Raw genomic sequence first — 23,528 nt, forward strand, 5'->3', positions numbered from 1 at the left:
GGGGAGCGATGCGTATGCTATCGTTGATCGCGCTGGCCGTGGCGAGCGGCGCGGCGGCCCAGGACAAGCCGGGCATGGGGTTTCGCGACACGCCGATGCTGCCCGGTGGCCAATGGCATGTCCATGATCCGGACCGGCCCGCGCCGCGCGTCGTGACGCCCGCCGCGCAGCCCGGCGGCGCGCCGTCGGATGCGGTGGTGCTGTTCGACGGGCGCTCGCTGGACGCCTGGACGGCCAGCGGCAAGCCCTGGCTGCTTCAGGGGGGCGTGCTAACCGTGCCGCCGCGCGACGGCAACGCGGAGAGCGTGCTGGTCAGCAAGCAGAGCTTCGGGGATGTCCAACTGCACCTCGAATTCCGCTCGCCCAACCCGCCGCGCAAATCGTCGCAGGACCGGGGCAATAGCGGCATCTGGTTCATGCAGCGCTATGAGGTCCAGATCCTCGACGGCTACAATAATCCGACCTATGCCGATGGGCAGGTGGGGGCGGTCTATGCCTGGAAGCCGCCGCTGGTGAACGCCGCGCGCAAGCCCGGCGAGTGGCAAAGCTATGACATCATCTTCGAGCGGCCACGCTTTGGCGGCGACGGCAAGCTGCTCCGCCCCGCCTATGTCACCGCGCTGCTGAACGGCGTCGTCGTCCAGAACCATCAGGCGATGCTGGGCACCACCGTCTGGCGGCAGGTCGAAAAATACCAGGCGCATGGCGATGCCGCGCCGATCCAGCTTCAGGATCACGACTCGCCCGTCTCGTTCCGCAACATCTGGGTCCGCCCGCTGCCGCCCGAGGCGATCGCGCAGGACCTGCCGGAGGATGCCCGATGATCGCCCACCCCCATATCGACCGCAGACATGCCCTGGCGGGGATCACCGCCATGTTCGGCTCCGCGCTGTTCGCGCCCATCGCCCGTGCGGCGGGTGCGGTCGAGCAGACGCGCGGGGCCATTCCCGTCATTTCGAACGGCCCGCCCAGCGTGGCGGTCTTCACTCCCGTCCAGCGCGCGACGATGACCGCGCTGGCCGAACGCGTGCTGCCGACCACCGATACGCCCGGCGCGATTGCGGCCGGGGTGCCCGAATTCATCGAGAAGATGCTGGCCGACTGGTCGCTGCCCGCCGACCGGGTGCCGATCATTGCCGGGCTGAACGCGATCGAGGCGCGCAGCCAGAGCGTCCACCGCGTGTCCGCCGCCAAGGCGACGGCGGCGCAGCAGGACACGCTGCTGACCGAGGCGATGGAGGGCGTGTTGCCCGAAGGCCGCGCCTTCTTCGAGCCGTTCCGGCAACTGGTCATCACCGGCTATTACACGTCGGAGATCGGCATCACGCAGGAACGCGAATATCTGCCCGTGCCCGGCGAGTATAACGGCGCCTTCCCCTATTCTCAGGTCAACAAGGTATATTCGGCATGATCGATCGTCGTTCGCTGATGGGCGCGGGGCTGGGGCTGGGCGCAGGCGTGTTGCTGCCGGGCATGGCGCAGGCCGCGCGGCTGGGCGCCATCGGGCTCCAGCTCTACACGATCCGCGAGCTGTTCGCGGCCGATCCGGTCAAGACGCTCGAGGCGGTGGCGAAGATCGGATACCGCGAGATCGAATATGGCGGGGGCGGCTATGACGCGATGGACCATGCCATGCTCCGCCGCACGCAGGACCGGCTGGGGCTGAAGGCGCCGTCGGTCCATGTCCCCTATGACGCGCTGCTCGGCAATTTTGGGAAATGCGTGACCATGGCGAAGACGCTGGGCGCGGACACCGTCATCCTGCCCTATATGACCGACGAGCATCGGACCGAGGCCGGCTGGAATGCGGCGCTGCCCAACATCAATCGCTTCGCCGAGCAGTTGAAGAAGGCGGGGCTGGGCTTCGCCTATCACAATCACGATTTCGAGTTCACCAACAAGCCCGGCGGCGTCAGCCTGTATGACCGGCTGCTCAAGGGCACCGACCCGAAGCTCGTGAAGGTCGAGATCGATCTCTATTGGGCGATCCATGCGGGCGAGGATGCGGCGACGCTGATCCGGCGGCTGGCGGGGCGCATCTATGCCTATCACGTCAAGGATGCGCGCGCCGATGGCAGCATGACCGCGGTGGGAGCGGGGAAGATCGACTTCGCCGCGCTCTTCAGGCTCAACGGGCTGGCGGGCGTGAAGCATTTCTATGTCGAGAACGACCAGGCGCCCGCGCCTTACCTGCCCGACATCACGACCAGCTTCCGGACGCTGCAAGCGCTTCGATTCTAAAACGACAAGAACGATATAGGGAGGATAGACCATGGCGGCGACGAACCGTTTCGACGCGATCGTGATCGGGTCGGGGATCAGCGGCGGTTTCGCCGCTAAGGAACTGACCGAAAAGGGCCTGCGCGTCCTGATGCTCGACCGGGGCGTCATGGTCGAGCATGGCGAGGGCTATCCCTATGACGGCAAGCCGCCTTTCGAGGTGCCCGCGCGCAACATCATGCCCAAGCCCCTGGTGGAAAGCGATTATTTCATCGCCAAACAGGGCTATGTCGCGCCCAGCAACCAGAAATTCTACAATGACGACCGGCTGAACCCCTATGCCTATGACGAGGGCAGCAAATTCTATTGGATCCGCCCCGGCGCGGTCGGCGGCAAGTCGTTGATCTGGGGCCGCTGGTCCTTCCGCTGGAGCCCCGACGATTTCGAGGCGAACAAGCGCGAGGGCGTCGCCGCCGACTGGCCGATCCGCTATGACGACGTCGCGCCATGGTATGCCTATGTCGAGAAATATATCGGCGTATCGGGGTCGCGCGAGAATTTGCCTTATCTGCCCGACAGCGAGTTCCAGCCGCCGATCCCGATGAACGTCGCGGAGAAGTGGTTGAAGGAGCGGCTGGAGGGCCAGTTTCCGGGCCGCAAGCTGATCAACACCCGCCTGTCCAACATGACCGAGGACAAGCCCGACCAGAACCGCACCAAATGCCAGTTCCGCAACCAGTGCGGCAATGGATGCTCGTTCGGCGCCTATTTCTCGACCCAGGCGGTGACGCTGCCCGCCGCGCGCGCGACCGGGCGGCTGACGCTGCAATCGGACGCGGTGGTGACGGGGATCGACTATGACCCCGCCAGCAAGAAGGTCACCGGCGTCCGCTATGTCGATGCCAAGACGGGGCAGGCGCAGACGGTGGCCGCCAATCTCGTCTTCGTCTGCGCCTCGGCGATGGCGTCGGTGCAGATCCTGATGAACTCGCGCGCGCCCGGCTCGGAGCGCAGCCATTTCGACAGCAGCGGAACGCTGGGCCGCTATGTCATGGACCATATCTTCCGCGTCGGCGTGTCGGGCGAGATTCCCGGCATGGAGGATCTGATCGAATATGGCCGCCGTCCGGGCGGGGTCTATGTGCCGCGCTTCCGCAATCTGAAGGGCGACGAAGGGCTGGGCTTCCGGCGCGGCTATGGCTATCAGGGCTCGGCCTATCGCAATGCCGCCAAGCCGGTCGGCTTCGGCGCGGAGATGAAGCATGGCATGCGCCGCTATGGTCCCTGGCAGTTCAGCATGGGCGCGTTCGGCGAATGCCTGCCCTATGAGGACAATCGCATCTCGCTGCATTCCAGCAAGGTCGATCGCTTCGGCGTGCCGCTGTTGAAGTTCGACGTGACCTTCCGCGACAACGAACTGAAGATGATGGCGGACGCCCGGCGCGAGGGCGAGGCGATGCTGCGCGCGGCGGGCCTGAGGAACGTGACCAGCGGCGAGCAGGAGCATGTGCCGGGCGACGCGATCCACGAAATGGGCGGCGCGCGCATGGGGGCGGACCCGCGGGCCTCGGTGCTCAACAAATGGAGCCAGGCGCATGACGCGTCGAACCTGTACGTGACCGATGGTGCGCAGATGGCGTCGGTGTCGTGCGTCAACCCGTCGCTGACCTTCATGGCGCTGACCGCGCGCGCGGCCGATCACGCGGTCAAGGGGCTGAAGGCTGGCGCCGTCTGACCTCCCGCGCATGACCGCCAGGCGCCCCGAAGGCGTCACCATCCGCGCGGTGGGCGAGCGGGCGGGCGTCTCGGCGATGACGGTGTCCAACGTCATCAACGGCGCGGGCCGGGTCGGCGCGGCCACCCGCGCGGCGGTGCTCGCGGCGATCGAGGAACTGGGCTATGTCCCCAATGTGGCCGCGCGTCGGCTGGCCAAGGCGCGCGCGACCATGCTGGGGCTGGTCTATAGCGACCGGAGCACGCCCTTCATCGACTCGGTGCTGCTGGGGGCCTTGCGCGCCAGCAATGCGCGCGGGCTGCAATTCATCGCGCAGGGCGAGGAAGGGCTGACCCGCGACGCGGCCGAGGCGGCGGTGCGCGCGCTGGTGCAGAGCGGGGCGGCGGGGGTGCTGCTCGTGCCGCCTTTTGCCGAGCTGCTCAGCGGATCGGGACTGTTCGAGGAACTGGGCGTCGCGGCGGCGGCGATCGCGACGGGGCAGGCGCTGCCCGACATCGCCACCGTCCGGATCGACAACCGCGCGGCGATGGCGGCGATGACCGCGCATGTCGCACGGGCGGGGCACCGGCGGATCGGCTTCATCGCCGGGCCGCAACGCTTTTCGGTCGCCGACGAGCGGCTGGCGGGCTTTCGCGACGGATTGGCGGCCGCGGGCCTAACCTATGACCCTGCGCTGGTGATCCAGAGCGGATTCGATCCGCTGTCCGGCGCGGCGGCGGGGCGGGTCCTGCTGGACCTGGCGGACCGGCCGAGCGCGATCCTGTGCAGCAGCGACGACATGGCCGCCGGGCTGATCGGAGAGGCGCACCGCATGGGGTTGCGCCTGCCCGACGACCTGGCGGTGACGGGCTTCGACGACACCGCGATCGCATCGCGGGTCTGGCCACCGCTGACCGTCATTCGCCAGCCGGTCGAGGACATGGCGTTCGGCGCGGTGGAGCAGGTGCTGGCGGCGCTACGCTCGCGGATCGTGGAGGACCGGGTGATGGCCTTTGAACTGGTCGTGCGGGAGTCGGTGGGGCGCCATGCATGGTTCGGACCCGGCGGATAGGAATTCCCGTAGCCTTCGACTTCGCTCAGGCTGAACGGAGGGGGGAGAGCGGGCCAATATTCCTGTCGACCCCGGCGGAGGCCGGGGCCCAGGCGCCACCCGGCCGATGGCGCGCCAGGCAAAGCGGGGGAGGCAGGTTCATCCCGTCTTTCCAGCCACATCGTAACTGGGCCCCGGCCTTCGCCGGGGTCATAGGGATGTCTGGATTTCGATAACCTGCCCCGCCCTCCGTTCAGCCTGAGCGAAGTCGAAGGCCAAGGGAATTCCTCACCCCGTGCGCCCATATTCCGCGACCAGCGCCACCTCCTCGGCATCGCCCAGTACCACGCCGACGCGCTGGTGCAGGCCGATCGCCTCGACATCCATGATCGGGATGGCGCCGTCGATCGCCGCCCCGCCCGCCTGTTCGATCAGGAAGCTCATCGGATTGGCTTCGTACAGCAGGCGCAGCTTGGCCTTGCCCGACTGGCGGTGGTCGCCCGGATAGAGGAACACGCCGCCGCGCTTCAGGATGCGGTGGATGTCCGCCACCATCGAGGCGGTCCAGCGCATGTTATAGTCCACCCCGCACGGCCCCTCGGTGCCCAGGATGCGTTCCTCGATATAGCGGGCGATGCCCGGCGACCATTGGCGGCGGCGGGCCATGTTGATCGCGAACTCGCGGTTCCCCGCCGGAATCCGCATCGGCCCGTCGGTCAGCCGCCACGAACCCAATTCGCGGTCGAGCGTGAATTCATACACCCCGTCGCCGACCGTCAGCACCAGCAGCGTCTGCGGCCCGTAGATCGCATAGCCCGCCGCCACCTGCGCCCGGCCGGGTTGCAGGAAGTCCGCCTCGGTCACCTCGCGCCCCGCGCAATCCTCGGGCGCGCGCAGGACCGAGAAGATGGTCCCGACCGACAGGTCGACATCGACATTGCTCGACCCGTCGATCGGATCGAATAGCAGCAGATATTCGCCCTTGGGATAGCGGTTGGGGATGCGGTGGATCGTCTCCATCTCCTCCGACGCCATGGCGGCCAGGTGCCCGCCCCATTCATTGGCGTCGAGCAGCAGGTCGTTGGCGATCACGTCCAGCTTCTTTTGGACCTCGCCCTGCACATTCTCGCTGCCCAGCGAGCCCAGCACATCGCCCAGCGCGCCCTTGGAGATCGCCTGGTTCACCGCCTTGCAGGCGCGCGCCACGGTTTCGATCAGCAGGCGCAGCTCGGGGGGGCAGGTCTCCGGCGAGCGGCGCTGCTGCTCGATCAGGAAACGGGTCAGCGTCGTCTGGCGCGCTATGGTCATCGTCGCGGTGTTCCGGGGAATGGATGGGGCCGTGGGACGATCGGCCGGGCGGGCTCCCTCCCGCCGACCGGGCCATGATGATGCACCGACCCTGCCCCAGCCCCCCGAGCCGCGCAACCGTCCGTTAAGCAAAGCCCGTGCTTTATAGGGACGTAGCATTTCTGTTATATCCCATTCGCCAAGTGGGATATGTTGCCGGTCGGAGGATCATCATGTCGACCCAAGCCCTGACCCCGACCGACCGCGCCGCCCCCGACGCCGCGACCGGCATCGACGCGATCGTCACGGGGCTGCGCCGCGCCCGTGACGGCTGGCGGCAGCGGCAGGATGCGGGCCGCGACGTCGAGCGTTTCCCCTCGCGCGCCGGGGTCGAGGATGTCGTCGCGCTGATCGCCGCCGCGCTCTATCCGCGCCGTCTGGGCCATTTTCGGGGGGCGGGGGTGGAGGAGGACCGTTTCGTCGCCGCCAAGCTGCTCGCCGGGCTGACCGCGCTGGAGCGCGAGATCGGGGCGGAGCTGGCCTATTGGCAGAAGGACGCCGATGCCGCCTTCCCGCCCGAACAGGCCGCGCTGATCGCCCGACTGTTCGGCGCCACCCTTCCCAAAGTCCGCGACCTGATCGACAGCGATGTCGAGGCCGCCTTCCTGGCCGATCCGGCAGCGCGCAGCGTCGACGAGATCCTGCTCTGCTATCCCGGCGCGACCGCCAGCCTGCATCATCGCATCGCGCATGAACTGAACGAACTGGGCGCGCCCATCGTGGCGCGGATGATCTCCGAACTGGCCAATGAGCGGACCGGGATCGACATCCATCCGGGGGCGACGATCGGGCGGCATTTCTTCATCGACCATGGCACCGGCGTCGTCATCGGCGAGACCGCGATCATCGGCGAGCGGGTGCGGCTGTACCAGCATGTCACGTTGGGCGCGCGTTCGGCGCTGGGCACCGCACCGCGTTCGCCGCGCGACCGTTTCGCGCGCCATCCGATCGTCGAGGACGACGTCATCGTCTATGCCGGCGCGACGATCCTGGGCCGGGTGACGATCGGCGCGCGCTCGGTGATCGGCGGCAATGTCTGGCTGCTGGCGGATGCCGCGCCCGACAGCGTGCTGGTCCAGCCCGAGGCGCAGGCCCTGGCCATCGCGGAGGGCCGTGCACTACGCCAGGAACTGGAGGGACGGGCATGATCCGGGGCGGCAAGCCGATCATCGGTCTGATGTGCGGAAACGAGGAGGCGAACCGGCCGATCCAGGCGGTGGCGACGCGCTTCATCGATCCGCTGGTCAAGCTGGGCGGCGCCAGCGTCGTGCTGATCCCCGCCATTCCGGAGGCGGTCGACACGGTCATGATGGCCGACATGCTCGACGGCCTGTTGCTGACCGGGGGACGTTCGCATGTCGCGCCCGCGCAATATGGCGACTGCGCCGAACTCGCGCCCCAGGCGTGCGACCCGCGGCGCGACTCGGTCGCGCTGGCGCTGGGCGGGCGGATGATCGAGCGCGGCAAGCCTGTCTATGGCATCTGCCGGGGGATGCAGGAGATCAACGTGCTGTTCGGCGGGTCGCTGACCTGCCTGGGCGGCTCGGCGCGCCATCATCGCGGCAGCTGGGACGAGAGTTACGAGTCACTGTTCGGCCATCATCACCCCGTCGACCTGATGCCCGGCGGCGTGCTGGCGGGGCGGGACGGCGATCGGCGGCTGGAGGTCAATTCGGTCCACCAGCAGGGCGTCGACCGGCTGGGCTATGGGTTAGTGGTCGAGGCGCGCGATGCCGAGGATGGGCTGATCGAGGCATTCCGCGCCCCCGGTTGCGGCGCGGATGTGTTGGCGGTGCAATGGCATCCCGAATGGGACGTCGCCCAGTGCCATGTCGCGCGCAGCTTCTTCACCCGTCTGGGCCATTCGGCGCGCGGCCATGCCTGAGGAAATAACCCCTCAATAGATGTCGCGGGCATAACGCCCGGTCGCCGCCATCTCCTCCAGCGCCGCGTCGCCGAGCAGCTCGGTCAGCGTGCGGTGCACATCGCCCGCCATGCCCTTCAGGCTGCCGCAGACATAGAGCGTCGCGCCCGCCGCCACCGCCGCGCGGATCGTGTCGCGTTCCATCGCCACCACGTCCTGCACATAGCGCGGACCGGTCCCCAGCCGCGACCAGGCGGTCGCCATGCCGGTCAGCACGCCCGCCTGGCCGAGCGCCCGGCGCTCGGCGGCATGGTAATCGTCGTGATCGGGATGCCGCTCGCCCCAGAACAGCCAGGCGGGGCCGCCGCCGGTCGCGGCGCGCTGGCGCAGATGCCCCATCAGCCCGGCCAGCCCGGTCCCGTTGCCGATCAGCACGATCGGCGTCGCGGAGTCGGCGGGGGAATGGAAGGCGGGATTGGCATGGACGCGCGCCTTGACCACCGAGCCGATCGCCGCGCCCCCGCACAGCCAGCCGGAGCCCAGGCCCGGCAGCCCGTCCTCGGCGGTGCAGAGCCGGACGATCAGTTCGACCCGGCCCGCCGCCGCGATCGAGGCGATCGAATATTCGCGGTGCGCGAGGGGGCGCAGCGTGTCGGGGTCGAAACCGGGGCCGGCCTCGGGCGGCAGGATGCTGGTCATCAGCCGCGCGCGCATCGCGGGCGTGTCGGGCAGGCCGGTCGTCGCCAGGAAGGCGATGACCCGGCGGACATCCTGTTGCGGCAGGATTTCCAATATGTCGCCCGCCGCCCATTCGGCCGCGCCGTCCGCCGGGGCGAGCGCGACGTGCCAGGTCGGTCCGCCATGGCTGCCGGGATTGAGCAGGCGCCGCTCGACCAGCCGCCAGTCGGCCATCGGCGCGGGCGTCCAGTCGGGCTGGTCGGTCCGCGCGCCCAGGCTGGCAAGCTGCTGCTGCCACAGCCGCTGGGCATCGGCATCGTCGCCGTCCAGCTCGATCGCATCGAACAGCCGCTCCGCGCCGCCCGCATGCAGCCAGCGGTCGATCTGGTGCCCGAAGGCGCAGAAATCGCTATATTCGCGGTCGCCCAGCGCCAGAACGGCATAGCGCAGATGCGACAGGTCGCCGGGCGCCTCGGCCAGCGTCCGGGCAAAGCCGCGCGCAGCATCGGGCGGCTCGCCTTCGCCATAGGTGCTGGCGACGACGAACAGCTGCCGCAACCCCGCCAGCCGCGCCGGATCGAGCGCGGTCACGGGCACGGCGGCGGCATCGGGCAGCGCCTGCGCGGTCAGCCGGGCGATCCGCTCGGCCGATCCGGTCTGGCTGGCATAGGCGACCAGCGTCGTCGTGGTTTCGGGGGCCGCGACCGGCGTCTCGGCCAGCACCGCGCCCAGCGCCTTCTTGCGTCGCCGCCGCGCGAAATAGAGGAGGAAGCCCGTCACCGTGAACAGCGGCATGGTCAGGCTGGTCAGCGCCATGACGATCCGCCCGACCAGCCCGAAATAGGCGCCGCGATGAATCTCATAGACGCTGGTCACGATATCGTCGCCCAGCGGCCGCGTCGCATAGGGCGTATCGGAGACGATCCGCCCGGTCGCGCCGTCCACGGTCACCTCGTCCGACACGCGATCGTGCCGTCCGCCGGGCAGCTTGGCGCGGAACTGGATGGCGCCGTCGCGGACCGAGGCGGTGATCCGCTCATAGTCGCGCCCGCCGGTCGCCTGGGTGAAGCTGTTCCAGGCCCGCGACAGGTCGGGCCTGGCGTCCTTCGCGCCGCCGCCGCGCCGTCCATGCTCGACCTGCTCGGTCGTTAGCAGATGGCGCACGCCGTCACGATACCAGCCATAGGACCACCATAGCCCGGTGCCCGCGCTGATCAGGTAGAAGAGCAGCACCCATCCGCCGACCACCGCATGCAGCGCGCGGTAGAGATTGCGCCCCGTCTTGCGGAGATCGAGCACCAGCCAATTGCGCCAGTCCAGCGGGCGGCGCGGCCAGCGCAGATAGAGGCCCGACAGCGCGAAGAAGATCAGCGACAGCGCGGCAAAGCCGGTCAGCTGCCGTCCGATGCCATTGCCCTTGCCGGGCAGCGCCAGCCAGCGATGGAGATTTTCGACCGTCTCGAAGAATCCGCTGCCCCGAGGTTCGCCGAGCAGCGCGCCGGTCGCGGGATCGACATAGGCGCGTTCGCGCTTCTTGCTGTCGCCGATCGTATAGCCGACCATCGCCGCCCGGGTCGGATCGCGCTCGACGATCAGCCGCTGGATGCGCAGGCCGGGTATCTCCGCCTGGATGCGTGCGATCAGCGCGGGCGCGGGCAAAGGCGGCGTCCGGCCGGGGGTGACGGTCACGATACCGGGATTGGTCGCGGCCAGAATCTCGGGCTCGAAGCTGATCAGCGCGCCGGTCACGCCCATCACCGCCAGCACCAGTCCGGCGGTGATGCCCAGAAACCAGTGGACCTGAAACAATATCGTGCGCGTCGAGATCACGGTCGATCCAGGCTTGTTATTGATAATGAGTAGCGTTAGGGCGCCTCGCGATTCTGGTCAATGGTTTCGAGGGGGTAATGATGCATAAGATTGGGGCGAATGCTCGGTCGGGTCTACGCCGGGCATGGCTTGCCAGCAGCGCGGTCGCGATGTTGACGATGGCGGCACCCGCCGTCGCGCAGGTCCGACCCGCCGCAGAGCAGGGCGCGGCGGACGAGGCCGACAAGCAGGAAGTCGTCGTCACCGCCGCGCGCACCATCCTGCCGCCCAACGCGCTGCCGCTGACCATCGACATCATCGACAAGGCGGCGCTGGACCAGCAGATCGCGATCTCGGGCAGCACGACCGATGCCATATCGGTCCTGACGCCCAGCTTTTCCCCGACTCGCGGCAAGCTGTCGGGGGCGGGGGAGACGCTGCGCGGACGTTCGCCGCTCTATGCGATCAACGGCATTCCGCAGACGACCCCGCTGCGCGACGGCAGCCGCGACGGTTTCACCATCGACGGCTTCTTCATCGACCGGGTCGAGCTGATCTATGGCTCCAACGCGCTTCAGGGCGTCGGCGGGACCGGCGGCATCATCAACCAGGTGACGGTCGGCCCACCCCGGACCGAGGGCTGGTCGGGCCGTGCGCTGGTGCAGGGCACCACCGCCGACGGGTTCGAGGGCGAAGGGCTGGGCGGCAAGGCGGCGGGCCTCGTCCAGTACAAGTCCGGTATCTTCGACGCGACGCTGGGGGCGTCCTATGAACGGCGCGGCGTCTTCTACGATGCGCAGGATCGCCGGATCGGGATCAACCTGACGCAGGGCGAGACGCAGGATTCGCACGCGCTCGACCTGTTCGCGCGGCTGGGCGTCCAGTTGCGCGACACCGGGCGGCTGGACCTGATCGCCAATCGCTACACGCTGGACGGCGAGGGGCGGTTCGTGCCGCTGGCGGGCAATCGCCTGACCGGCGTGCCGACCAGCGCGGTGCGCGGCAACCCGCCCGGCAAGCCCGCGGCCAACCAGGCCGAGGCCCTGTCGCTATCCTATACCGACAGCGATGTGGCGGGCGGCAACCTGACGGCGCAGCTGTTCTTCAACCGCACCTATGACACGTTCGGCGGCGAGCCGACGGCGATCGCGACCTTCCAGGACCCGGCGATCGCGCCGGTCGGCACGCTGCTCGACCAGTCGGAGAACCGGTCGCGCAAGCTGGGCGCGCGGGCCAGCTATGAACGCGCGGTGCCGGGGTTCGAGGCGCTGGTCGCGACGATCGGCTTCGACGCGCTGTGGGACAAGTCGGAACAGCGGCTGATCATCACCAACCGCGTCTGGGTGCCACCCGCCGATTTCCGCAGCCTGGCGCCCTTCGCCCAGGCCAATCTGAAGCTGTTCGACGGCGTGGTCCGTCTGGCGGGCGGCGTCCGGTGGGAGAATGTGAAGGTCCGCATCAACGATTACCACACGCTCGCCTCCAACACCTATGACGGCAAGAATGCGGCGACCTATGGCGGCGTCAGCGTCAAGGGCGGCGAACCGGGCTTCGACCAGCTGCTGTACAATGGCGGCGTGATCCTGGAGCCGTGGAAGGGCATCCGCGCCTATGCCAGCTATGCGCAGGGCTTCACCATGGCCGATATCGGCCGCATCACCCGCGCGGTGTCCACCCCCGGCACCGACCTCAGCAACTTCCGCGCGATCGATCCGGTCATCTCGAACAATCGCGAGATCGGCGTCGAGGTGAAGCGTGGGCCGATGGACGCCAGCGCCACCTATTTCTGGTCGTCCAGCGACAAGGGCCAGGTCCTGCTGGCGCTGGGCAACGGCATCTTCGAGGTGCAGCGCCAGCGGGTCGAGATCCAGGGGCTGGAGCTCAATCTGGGCATGAAGATGCCGATCGAGGGGCTGCGCCTGTCGACCGGCTATGCCCATCTGATCGGCAGATATGACAGCGATACGCGCAATCCGGACGGCAAGGTCGACACCGATCTGGACGGCACCAACATCTCGCCCGACCGGATGAACGTGGCGGCCGACTTCGCCTCCGGCCCGGTTTCGGCGCGGGTGCAGACGCAATTGTATCTGGCGCGCAATTTCCACGGCAAGGCCAATCCCGATCCGCGCAACAATTTCGGCGGCTATACGGTGACCGACGCCTATCTGCGCTACCAGACGCGGATCGGCGGCTTCTATGTCAGCGCGCAGAACATCTTCGATCGCTTCTATATCGACTATAACAGCGACACCCGGCTGCCCAACGACAACCTCGCCTTCTTCGCCGGGCGCGGGCGGACCTTCACCATCGGGTGGGACCAGCGCTTCTGATCGCCGTGCGGCCGGGGACGGGTCAGCTTTGCGGCCGCCCGTCCTCGGTCATCGACAGGTCCAGGTGGCGCAGCATCGCGGTCATCGCATCGGTGCCGCGCTGGGTCAGGGTGACGGCCAGCCGCCGGTGATCCGCCGGGTCGGTCCGCCGCCGGATCAGCCCGGCCCCCTCCAGCCGGTCGATGCGGCGCAGCGCGCTGGTCGAGCTTTCGCCCGAGACGAGGATCAGTTCCTTGACGCAGAGGGGGCGGTTCTGCTGCTCGGCGATGAACAGCTCCAGCATCATGTCCCAGGCGGAATCGCGGAACACGTCGCGGGGAAAGAATTTGGCGGTATTGGCGCGCATCGCCTGGATCTGGCGGGCGAGGGCGAGCAGGGTGGGGCCGTTATGCGTCCGGATCGGCGCGGCGGACATTGCCGCGCGACCATGGGTGGCGGGATAGCGGGCTGCCAGGTTTTTCGACATCGACATATCCTGAGCTGAGGCCGGGGATGACGGTCATCCCTGGGATGGCGTGGGATGGGATGGGAGTGGGGCGACTACCGCTCACGCATCGCCTCGCGCGCGCGGTTGAGCGGTTTCAGAAGATATTGCAGCACCGTCTTGCTGCCGGTGTGGATGTCGGCGGTGGCGATCATGCCCGGCACGATCGGAAAGCGCTTGCCCGCCTTGTTGACCAGCGAGTCCGCCGTCGTCCGCACGAAGACGCGGTAATAATAGACGTCCGGGTTCACTTCGTCGCGGATGGTGTCGGGCGAGATGCTGCTGACCCTGCCCTCCAGCCCGCCGAAGATAGCATAGTCATAGGCGGTGATCTTGACGCTGGCGCGCTGGCCGGGGCGGATGAAGGCGATGTCGCGCGGCGCGATCCGCGCCTCGACCAGCAGGCGTTCGTCCAGCGGCACGATCTCCATGATCTTGCCATTGGGCGGGATCACGCCGCCGATGGTCGACACCTCGATATTCTTGACCACGCCGCGCACCGGCGAGCGCAGGGTCAGGCGGCTCAGCGTATCCGAGCGGCCGCGCACCACGGGGGCGAGCGCCTCCACTTCCTCGCTGACCTTGGCCAGGTCCTGCCGCGCCTCGACGATATATTGCGAGCGCAGATCGGATTTCTTCAGGTCCAGGTCGGCGCGCTGGCGCTTCAGGCGCAGCACCTCGACATTGCTGGCCGCGCCGACCGCGATCAGCGACTCCCCGATCCCCACTTCGCGGCCGATCAGCGCGAGCGACTCGTCGATCAGCCCGATCGAGCTGGCCAGGCTGCGGCGGCGCGCGTCATAAAGGCGCTGCTGCTCGGCCTTGAGCGCGGGAAAAGCGTTCAGTTCGGGCGAGAAGCTCAGGGGCGTGCCGTTCACTTCCGCCTGCAACCGCGCCTGTGCGGCCAGCGCGGCACGGTATTTGGCGGCGCTTTCCTCGACCGTCGATCCGGCTTGCGTGGGGTCGAGCTGCGCCAGGATCTGGCCGGGCTTCACGATATCGTCCTGCCGCACTAGCATCTTGGCGAGGATGCCGCCCTCCAGCGATTGCAGCACCTGTTCGCGGCTGGTCGGCACCACCCGGCCGCTGCCCGTCGCGACCTCGTCCAGCTCGGCGAACCAGGCCCAGCCGAGCGCCACGACGAACAGCGCGGTCAGCACCCAGGTCATCCGCTTGGCCGCGAGCAGCGGCGCGCCGCCCTCGTCGGCGAAGGGCAGGTCGGCGGGATGGGTCAGCGCGGTCATGCCGCCTGGCTCCGCGCGCCACCCTGTCCGGCCTTGGTCATGGTCGCCAGCGCATTGGCCTTGGGCTGATCGAGCAATATCTGACCCTGGTCGATCACGATGATGCGGTCGACCAGCTCGAGCACGCGCATTCGGTGGGTGGCGACGATGACGGTGCGGCCCCGGCTCCATTCGCGGAACCGTTCGATGAACTGGCGCTCGGCGGTTTCGTCCATCGCGGCGGTCGGTTCGTCAAGCAGCACGACCTGCGGCTGGCGGATCAGCAGCCGCGCGAGCAGCAGTGCCTGTTGCTGCCCGCCCGACAGGCCGCGCCCGCCCTCCAGCACGCGGTGCTCCAGCCCGTCGCGCAGCCGCCGGACGAAATCGACCGCGCCGACCATGGCGAGCGCGGACAGGATCGCCTCGTCGCGCGCCATCGGTGCGCCCATGGTCAGATTCTCGCGCAGCGTCCCGTGGAACAGGCGGCTGTCCTGGGTCAGCAGCGCGACGTCGCGGCGGACATCGCCGGGATCGATCTGGTGCAGCGCAAGATCGTCGAGCAGCACCTCGCCCGATATCGGCTGGAGCATCCCCGACAGGCCTTGCAGCAGCGTGGACTTGCCCGCCCCGTTGCGGCCGAGCAGCGCGATCGTCTCGCCTGCCCCAATGTCCAGCCGGGGGACGGTCAGCGCCGGGGGGGCATCGGGATCGGCATAGCCGAACACCGCCGAGCGCAGCGCGAAGCGCCCGGCGACCGAGGGCAGGGGGATGCGATGCTCGGCATCGGGATGGTCGACCGGCAGCGCCATGATCTGGTTCAGGCTCTGTGCGGCGACCTTGGCATGCTGATAGCGGCCGAGCAGGTGCGACACCTGCCCCATCGGCGCCATCATCCGGCTGGCCAGCATCGAGGTCGCGACCAGCGCGCCGGTCGTGATGTCGCCCGCGATGACCATCGGCGCGCCGACGAAGATCACGGTCGCATAGACCGCATTCTGCACGCTCTGCGCCCAGGTCGACAGGCTGGCGGTCAGCCCGCGCAGGCGCAACTGCGCCTCGCCCGCGACCGCGTTGCAATGGTTCCACTGGCGCTGGAAACGCTCCTCGGCCTGGAGCGTCTTGATATCCTCGATCCCCTGCACCGCCTCGACCAGCAGGGCGTTGCGCAGCGAGGTCTCGCGCATCGACTCGGTGGCATGGGCGCGCAGTCGCCGCTGGGCGAGGAGGCTGGGCAGCAGGAGCGCGACCAGCGCCACCACCGGCACCAGCGCCAGCGTGCCGCCGATGAAGCAGAGGATGGCGAGGAACAGCAGGAAGAAGGGCAGGTCCGCGACCGCCGCGACGGTGGTCGAGGTCAGCATGTCGCGCACCTGGTCCAGGTCGCGAAGCTGCGCGATGAAGGTGCCGGTCGAGGTCGGCCGCGCGCGGTTGCGGACGCGCAGCGCATGGCCGAAGACTCGATCGGACAGCCGCAGATCGGCGCGCTTGCCAAGAATGTCGGTGATTCCGACCCGCAGCCGCCGCAGGACGTAATCGAATCCAGTCGCCAGCAGCACGCCCAGGAACAGGATATAGAGCGTCGGCATCGACTGGGCGGGGACCACCCGGTCATAGACCTGCATCGAGAACAGCATGCCCGCCAGCCCCAGGCAGTTGGTCACGACCGAGGCGATGGCGACATGGCCGTAGCCGCGCGCGTCCTGGAGCAGGATGTCGCGCAGCCAGTGCGGCTGGAAGGGGCGGATATAGCTGTCGACGCGGACATCGGCGGCCGAGCGCGACGGGCGGGGGATGACGAAGACGCGGGTCTGTTCGACCAGCGCGGTGAGCGGGCGCTGCACCGCCAGATCGGCTTCGCCCGCGACGGTGAACAGCGCCTGCCCCTCGGCATCGATCGCGGTGATCAGCGCCAGCTCGCCGTCCGCCAGGCAGGCGATGACCGGCAGCCGCCAGCTGGTCAGCCGGACGCTGGCCGGGGCGGCGAAGCGCACCGACAGGCCCGAGGCGCGGGCGAGCGCGCGGACCCGCATCTCCTCGTCGCCCTCGCCCTGCCATAGTGCGGTCAGCCGCGCGCGCTGTTCGGCAAAGGGCATGCGGTAATGGCGCGCGACCTGGCCCATCATGTCGATCCAGCCCTGCGGATCGGCGGGCGCGGTCACAGCGTCACCCCCCGGATGCTGGTGCCGGTCAGCCCGAAATCATCGCGCGCCTGGCCCGAGACATAGAGGCATTCCACCGCCAGTCGCCGCAGGTCATGCTGGGTGTTCGCCGCATCGAAGCGGGCCTGCTGCAATTCCTGTTCGGCGTTGAGCAGGTCGACCAGCGTGCGCGTGCCCATGTCGAGATATTGCAGGCGATAGAGCTTGCCCGTCTCGACCATATTGTCCTGCCGTTCGGCGAGCGTGGCGAGCAGCTGCGACAGCCCGGCCATCTGCTGCTGCGCCTCGGCGAGTTGCTGGCCCGCCTCGTTGCGCGCCTGGCGCTCGGCGGCCTCGGCGGCGCGGACGCCGTAATCGGCGCTGCGCGCGCGGGCGCGCACCGCATTGCCACCGAACACGTCGCTGGTGACGTTCAACCCGAAATTATAAAGGCTGCGGTCCGAAAAGGGCGACGACACATCGGCCGAGGCATCGCCCGCCAGCGCGATGGTGGGCAGCCGCCCGGCATGGGCGCGCCGCGCCTCGGCGGTCGCCTGTTCATATTGCGCGCGGGCCCGCATGATCGCGGGCACATCAGCCCAGTCGACCGTCATCGCGCGGCCGCAGCTGCGCAACAGCCAGTCGGGCACCTGCGGATCGACCGCGGGCGCGCTCTCGCGGCCCAGCAGGAAGGACAGGCTGGTGGTCCAGCGGCGCTGTTCCGCCTCGATCCGGGTCAGCGTCGCGCGCGCGGCGGCGACCCGCGACTGCGCCTGGAGCGCGTCGGAGCGCGTGGTCGCGCCCTTGCCGAACCGCTTTTCGACCAGCGCGCTTATATCCTCGATCCGCGCCAGCTGCTCCATCGCGATGGCGCGTAGCGCGGCGTTGCGCTGTACCTCGATCATCGCAAAGCCGGTGTCGCGGATCAGGGCATCCACCGCCAGCAACAGGTCGGCGCGCCCGATCCGGGTGCCCGCACGCGCCGATTCCACCGCGCCCGCGACCTTGCCAAAATCATACAGCATCTGCGAGGCGGACAGTTGCGGCCGGGGGCGCCAGCCGGTGCTGATCCGGCTGTCATAGCCGCTGCCCACGCCCGCGCTGATCCGGGGAAGATAGCCCGCGCGGGCGACCTCGACATCCTCGCCGCGCGCGTCCAGCGTCGCGCTGGCCTGCGTGACCGAGGGGTGCCAGGCCAGCACCTCGCGCATGGCGCTTTCCATCGTGACGGCCGGTTCGGCCGATACGGGGGCGCTTGCCATGGTCACCGCCAGAATAGCCGCCATCATCCTTTCCGATCGTCGCTGGTAGCGTTCACGCCACTCTTTCGTCATCGATCGCCTCTTCTAACCTGCCCTGTGTGGGATCTCGGCTAAACTGCTTTAATAATATGAGAAAAGTGCCGAAGACTGGCGCCTTCGGCACTCCCAATCACGTCCATTTCCGGAGTGGTGACCGCATTCGTCACATTATGTGCATGGTCGCCAGTTTCTCCTGCTCGGGATCGGCCGAAACGGTCAGATAGCCCAGCGGATCGTCGACGATCGGCGCGGCGTCGATGGGACCGATATCAGTGGCGATCGCGGTCGATCCCCGATCGTCGTCGGTCAGGGTGACGGTCGCGGGCTGCTGCGTATCCAGATAGCGGGTCAGCACCGCCTCCAGATCGCCCTGACCCTCCATCAGCGACAGGGCGATCCGCGCATCGCCATGGTCGGCGGCGACCACCGGCGCGGGCTGGTCGATGTCCGCCATCATCGGCACCACGTCGAGCGCCAGATGATCCATGCCATCGGCATCGAGCGCGGTGATCGTCGCGGCCGGGAAGGCCGGGGCGACGCCGTTGTTGATGTCGACCGCGACGTCCAGACGCGCTGTCGCCACCTGCCCGTCGGGCTGGACGATCTGATAGGTGAAGCTGTCCACCGGATCGACCGCCGAATAGCCCAGCGTCGTGCTCGGCTGATAGCTATACTGTCCGACCTCGTTGATCGTCAGCGTGCCGTGCGCCCCCGCCAGCGTCAGCGGCGTGTCGCCCACCGCGACGAAGCGGCCGCCCGACAACATCCGGATTTCCAGGAAGTCGCTGCCCGGCGCGTCGTTCGCCAGCAGGTCGCCGCTGACCGGGGTCGTGCCGGTCAGCGCGAACTGGTCGAGATGGGTGACCGTCTGGGCGACATAGACGCTGCTCGTATAGCCGGTGCCCAGCGCGTTGGTGCTGGTGACGGTGTAGTTGTAGGTGCCCGAGGGCAGCCCGGTCATCGTCACGCTGAGCCCCGTGCCCAGCACCCCGCCAATGCCCGCCACGCCGGTGCCCGAGTTGGTGCCGACCACCGTGCCCGCCGCATTGGTGACGGTGATGGTATAGCTGGGCAGCAGCGCCAGCCCCGGCGCGATGACCGCCGACAGGGTGACGTTGGCGACGCTGTTGGCATCCACCGTGAAGCTGTCGACGGCCCGCCCGGTCTGCGGCCCGGACAATATGCTCGCCAGCGGCGTGGTGAAGCTGGTGTCGACGACCGGCGCGCGCGTCTCGACCACGTTGACGAAGCTGGCCGCGGCGGTGGCGACATCGTTCACGGCCAGGGGCGCGCCGGTCACGTCGGGGCTGCCGATCGTGATGGTCAGCGTGGCGCTCTCGCGTTCATTGTCCGAGGCGTCGAGCAGCGTGTAGGTGAAGCGGTCGACCTTGCCGAGCACCGCCGCATTCGCATCGGGGATATAGGTATAGCTGCCGTCGCGCGCGATGGTCAGCGTACCCCATAGACCCGCGACGATCGTGGCGTCGGCCGTCACCGCCGTCGTCACGCCGTTCAGCGTCACGCTCTCCACGACCGTCTGCGGGCTGACCACATCGATCTGGCCACCGGTGCCGGGATCGGTGATGACGTTGCCGTTGGTGACGGCGGGTATGACCTGCGCGATGTCGGTGAAGTCGGAATCGACCCCGGTAACGCTCAGCCCGCCCAGCAGCCCGACGCCCAGCGTATTGTCGAAGGTGACGAAGGCGCGGTACTGGCCCGGCCCCAGATCGACATTGGCGACGAGGTTGCCGTTCAGCAGCCCGACCTCCAGCAGCGACGACGTGCCACCGCCATCGACCGCGACCCAGCTGGTCCCGTTGAACCGCTGGACCACCACCGAATAGCCGCTGGCGACCCCGACATTGGCCAGCGAGTCATAGGTGAAGGTCGCCGCCAGCGTATGGCCCGCATCGACGGTGAACTGGACATTGGGGATGGCCAGCACCTGCGCATCGAGGTTGACCAGACCCAGCGAGACCAGCGCGGTGTAATTGGCGCTGCCTAGATTCTCGTTGGTCTGGACCGGGACCAGATCGACCAGCGTCGTGGCGGTGTTGTCGAAGGCGCCGATGTCGAAGGGCGCGACGATCGACACCGCCGCCGAGACATTGCCCGCCCCGTCGCGCAGGCCCACGCTCAGCGTCTCGCCCGCCAGCTGCGGGCTGGGCAGCGTGACCGCATAGAGCCCTCCGGGGGCAACCGTACCGGTGCCGAGGACGGTCCCGGCGGCGTTGCGCACCTCCACCGTGGCGCCCGGCTCGCCCAGGCCGCTGACCACCGTGCCGCCCGGATTGATCGTGGCGGTCGGGGGCGCGGGGGGCGTGATGTCGGGGGCGTTGGCGACGATCCGGACCGAGGCGTTGCCCGCCGCATCGGTCTGGGTCACGCTCAGCAGCTGGCCATTGGCCTGCGGCGTGGACAGCGTCGCGCTATACCCGCCATCCGCACCGACCAGCGTGGTGCCGACCAGCTGGCCGGCGGGGTCGAGGATGCGGATCGTCGCCCCCGCCTCGCCGGTGCCGGTGACGGTCGTGCCCGTGCCGTTGACCGTCGCCAGCGGGGCGGCGGGCGGCGTGATGTCGGGCGCGATCACGCTGCCGGGCAGCGAGGCATTGCCCGCGACATCGGCCTGCGTCACCTGAAGGAGCTGGCCATTGGCCTGCGGCACGGTCAGCGTCACGCTATAGCTGCCATTGGCCGCGACGATGCCGGTGCCGATGACCGTGCCCAGCGGATCGCGGACGGTGACCGTCGCTCCAGCCTCACCGGTGCCGGTGACCAGCGTACCGACGCCGTTGATCGCGGCGGTCAGCCCGATCGGGGCGGTGATGTCGGGCGCGGTCGCCTGCGCGGTCGCCGAGACATTGCCCGCCGCATCGGCCTGGCTGAGCGACAGGAGCTGGCCGTTCGCCTGGGCCGGGACGAGCGGCACGGCGAAGCTGCCGTCCGCCGCGACCAGGGCGGTGCCCAGAATGGCGCCGCCCGGCCCCCGGATGGTGACGGTCGCCCCCGCCTCGCCGGTGCCGGTCAGGGTGGTGCCGTCCCCCGACACGATGCCGACCGGCGCCAGCGGCGCGGTGAGGTCGGGTGCGGTCACGGCGGCAGCGGCCCCGACATTGCCCCCGGCATCGGCCTGGGTCACGGACAGCGCCTGGCCGTTGACCTGCGGCGTGGCGAGGATGGCGGCATAGGTGCCGTTGGGGGCCACCACCGCCGTGGCGATCGCCGTGCCGCCCGCGTCGCGGATGGTGACGGTCGCGCCCGCCTCGCCCTGGCCGGAGACCAGCGTCCCCGCGCCGTTGATCGCGGCGGTCAGGCCGACCGGTGCGGTGATGTCGGGCGCGCTGACCTGCGCGATCGGGGAGACATTGCCTGTCGGGTCGCTCTGGCTGAGCGACAGCAGCTGGCCATTGGCCTGGGGCGGGGTCAGCGTCGCGGTGAAGCTGCCGTCCCCGGCCACCAGCGCGGTGCCCAGCACGATGCCGCCGGGGCCGCGAATAGTGACGGTGGCGCCCGCCTCGCCGGTGCCGGTGATGGTGGTGCCGTCGCCCGCGACGATGCCGACCGGCGCGAGCGGCGCGGTCAGGTCCGGCGCGGTGACGGGGGCGGGGGTGCCGCTATTGCCCGCCGCATCCACCTGGGTCGCGACCAGCAGCTGGCCGTTGACCTGCGGCGTGGTCAGGAGCGTGGCATAGCTGCCGTTCGCGGCGACCAGCGCCGTGCCCAGCACCGTCCCGGCGGCATCGCGGATGGTGACGGTCGCCCCCGCTTCGCCCTGGCCCGTGACGATGATGCCTGCGCCGTCGATCGCGGCGGTCAGGCCGACCGGCGCGCTGATGTCGGGTGCGGCGATCTGCGCGATCGGCGAGACATTGCCCGCCGGATCGGCCTGGGTCAGCACCAGCAGCTGGCCATCGGCCTGAGCGGGCGACAGCGTTGCGGTGAAGCTGCCGTCCCCGGCCACCAGCGCGGTCGCCAGGATCGTGCCGCCCACGTCGCGGATGGTGACGGTCGCCCCCGCCTCGCCGGTGCCGGTGACCGTCGTCCCGTCTCCGGATACGGTGCCCAGCGGCGCGATCGGCGCGGTCAGGTCGGGCGCGATGACGCCGACGCCGGGCGAGGCATTGCCTGCCGCGTCCGCCTGCGTCGCAGTCAGCGGCTGGCCATCGGTCTGCGGCGTGGACAGCACCACCACATAGCGGCCGGTCGCGCCGACCACCCCGCTGCCCAGCAGCGTGCCGCCCGCGTCGGCGATGCGGACGGTTGCGCCGACTTCCCCGACGCCGGTCACCACCGAGCCGGTGGCGTCGATCGTGGCGGTCGGCGCGGCGGGCGAGGTCAGGTCCGGCGCGATCACGATGGCGGGGGGCGAGACATCGCCGTCCGCATCGGCCTGGGTCACGCGGACCGTCTCGCCATTGGTCTGCGGCGTGGTCAGCGTGGCGCTGTAGCTGCCGTCCGGATTGACGATGGTGCCGCCGATGACGGTGCCGGTCGCATCGCGCACCGTGATCGTCGCGCCCGCCTGTCCGGTGCCCGATATGCTCGCGCCGTCCAGCGCGACGCTGGCGGTCGGTGCGCCCGGCGTGTCGTTGGGCACCAGATCGGGGGCGATCGCCGCGCCGGGTGCCGAGACATTGCCCGCCGCATCCGCCTGGGTCAGCGTCAATAGCTGGCCGTTGGTCAGCGGCGGGGCGAGCGCGACGGTGAAGCGGCCGTCCGCGCCGACCGGCACGGTGGCGATCACCAGCCCGACCGGATCGGTGATGGTGACGATCGCGCCGATCTCGCCGGTGCCGGTCAGGCTGGCGCCGTCGGCCGCCACGACGGCGGCGGGCGCGTTCGGCGGCGTCAGATCGAGCGCGGCAACGCTCGTGCTGCCCGAGATATTGCCGGTGGCATCGGCCTGGCTGACCGACAGGATCTGCCGGTCGATCTGCGCGACGGGCAGGAGCACGGCATAGTTTCCCCCCGCATTGACGGTCGCGGTGCCCAGCACGTTGCCGCCCGCGTCGCGAACCGTCACGGTCGCGCCGACCTCGCCCGTGCCCGACACGATCCTACCCGTCGGATCGAGCGAGGCGAGCGGCGCGCCCGGCGCGGTGATGTCGGGCGCGGTCACGATGGTCGCGCCCGAGACATTGCCCGTCGCGTCGGACAGGGTGGCGCTGACCGTCCCGCCATTCGCCTGGGCGGGGGTCAGGGGCACGGCGAACAGGCCATCGGCACCGATCGCGCCGCTGCCGATCACCGTCCCGTCGCCGTCGCGGATGGTGACGGTCGCCCCCGCTTCGGCCGCTGCCGCTGGCCAGGGTGCCGTCGGCGTTGACGGCGACCAGCGGCGCATCGGGCGCGGTGAAGTC

Annotated in this window: 15 protein-coding genes; 8 read left to right on the top strand and 7 right to left on the bottom strand. The window is 69.3% G+C overall.

Going from position 1 to position 23,528, the window contains the following annotated elements; translation table 11 throughout:
* Window positions 1-14 precede the first annotated feature (14 nt).
* The 5 genes from QE363_RS07220 to QE363_RS07240 are packed head-to-tail and all read left to right on the top strand — an operon-like array spanning window position 15 to window position 5,006.
* On the top strand, window positions 15-824 hold the full coding sequence (locus tag QE363_RS07220; protein WP_309698128.1) for a DUF1080 domain-containing protein: 810 nt from the start codon (window positions 15-17) through the stop codon (window positions 822-824).
* On the top strand, window positions 821-1,411 hold the full coding sequence (locus QE363_RS07225) for a gluconate 2-dehydrogenase subunit 3 family protein (protein WP_309693666.1): 591 nt from the start codon (window positions 821-823) through the stop codon (window positions 1,409-1,411). The genes QE363_RS07220 and QE363_RS07225 overlap by 4 nt, the downstream gene beginning before the upstream one ends.
* On the top strand, window positions 1,408-2,241 hold the full coding sequence (locus tag QE363_RS07230; RefSeq protein WP_309693669.1) for a sugar phosphate isomerase/epimerase: 834 nt from the start codon (window positions 1,408-1,410) through the stop codon (window positions 2,239-2,241). Before QE363_RS07225 ends, QE363_RS07230 begins: the two co-directional genes overlap by 4 nt.
* Window positions 2,242-2,272: 31 nt before the next feature.
* Window positions 2,273-3,955 carry a GMC family oxidoreductase gene (locus QE363_RS07235; protein WP_309693672.1) on the top strand — a complete coding sequence of 561 codons (1,683 nt, stop codon included), beginning with the start codon at window positions 2,273-2,275 and terminating at the stop codon, window positions 3,953-3,955.
* A 10-nt stretch (window positions 3,956-3,965) separates the two neighbouring features.
* Window positions 3,966-5,006, top strand: a complete 1,041-nt coding sequence (locus tag QE363_RS07240; RefSeq protein ID WP_309693675.1) for a LacI family DNA-binding transcriptional regulator — start codon at window positions 3,966-3,968, stop codon at window positions 5,004-5,006.
* A gap of 267 nt (window positions 5,007-5,273) precedes the next feature.
* Here the strand turns inward: QE363_RS07240 and QE363_RS07245 are convergent, their stop codons facing one another.
* Entirely contained in the window at window positions 5,274-6,293 is a 1,020-nt protein-coding gene (locus QE363_RS07245; protein ID WP_309693677.1) for a class 1 fructose-bisphosphatase, read from the bottom strand.
* A gap of 212 nt (window positions 6,294-6,505) precedes the next feature.
* On the opposite strand from QE363_RS07245, the gene epsC reads away from it, so the two are divergent.
* A complete protein-coding gene (gene epsC, locus QE363_RS07250) occupies window positions 6,506-7,480 on the top strand; it encodes a serine O-acetyltransferase EpsC (RefSeq protein ID WP_307103980.1) in 975 nt (324 codons plus the stop codon).
* Complete coding sequence (locus QE363_RS07255; protein WP_309693681.1) at window positions 7,477-8,217, top strand: gamma-glutamyl-gamma-aminobutyrate hydrolase family protein; 741 nt, start codon at window positions 7,477-7,479, stop codon at window positions 8,215-8,217. Before epsC ends, QE363_RS07255 begins: the two co-directional genes overlap by 4 nt.
* Before the next feature lie 12 nt (window positions 8,218-8,229).
* Here QE363_RS07255 and QE363_RS07260 read toward each other — a convergent pair whose 3' ends face one another.
* Window positions 8,230-10,704 (bottom strand): sulfite reductase flavoprotein subunit alpha, encoded by a 2,475-nt coding sequence (locus QE363_RS07260; protein ID WP_309693682.1) that lies wholly within the window; start codon window positions 10,702-10,704, stop codon window positions 8,230-8,232.
* A 77-nt stretch (window positions 10,705-10,781) separates the two neighbouring features.
* Between QE363_RS07260 and QE363_RS07265 the strand changes: the two genes are divergently transcribed.
* On the top strand, window positions 10,782-13,016 hold the full coding sequence (locus tag QE363_RS07265; RefSeq protein ID WP_309693684.1) for a TonB-dependent receptor domain-containing protein: 2,235 nt from the start codon (window positions 10,782-10,784) through the stop codon (window positions 13,014-13,016).
* Window positions 13,017-13,038: 22 nt separating this feature from the next.
* On the opposite strand, the gene QE363_RS07270 is transcribed toward QE363_RS07265, so the two are convergent.
* The 5 genes from QE363_RS07270 to QE363_RS07290 all read right to left on the bottom strand — a co-directional run bounded on the left by QE363_RS07270 (window position 13,039) and on the right by QE363_RS07290 (window position 23,512).
* Entirely contained in the window at window positions 13,039-13,482 is a 444-nt protein-coding gene (locus QE363_RS07270; RefSeq protein ID WP_309693687.1) for a MarR family transcriptional regulator, read from the bottom strand.
* A gap of 74 nt (window positions 13,483-13,556) precedes the next feature.
* Window positions 13,557-14,744, bottom strand: coding sequence for an HlyD family efflux transporter periplasmic adaptor subunit (locus QE363_RS07275; RefSeq protein WP_309693689.1), 1,188 nt, complete (start codon window positions 14,742-14,744; stop codon window positions 13,557-13,559).
* A complete protein-coding gene (locus tag QE363_RS07280; protein WP_309693692.1) occupies window positions 14,741-16,882 on the bottom strand; it encodes a type I secretion system permease/ATPase in 2,142 nt (713 codons plus the stop codon). Before QE363_RS07280 ends, QE363_RS07275 begins: the two co-directional genes overlap by 4 nt.
* On the bottom strand, window positions 16,879-18,147 hold the full coding sequence (locus QE363_RS07285; protein ID WP_309693695.1) for a TolC family protein: 1,269 nt from the start codon (window positions 18,145-18,147) through the stop codon (window positions 16,879-16,881). The genes QE363_RS07280 and QE363_RS07285 overlap by 4 nt, the downstream gene beginning before the upstream one ends.
* 178 nt (window positions 18,148-18,325) lie before the next feature.
* Complete coding sequence (locus tag QE363_RS07290; protein WP_309693699.1) at window positions 18,326-23,512, bottom strand: BapA/Bap/LapF family large adhesin; 5,187 nt, start codon at window positions 23,510-23,512, stop codon at window positions 18,326-18,328.
* Between the last annotated feature and the right edge of the window lie 16 nt (window positions 23,513-23,528).

The organism is Sphingomonas sp. SORGH_AS_0870, from assembly GCF_031453175.1.
GTDB lineage: Bacteria > Pseudomonadota > Alphaproteobacteria > Sphingomonadales > Sphingomonadaceae > Sphingomonas.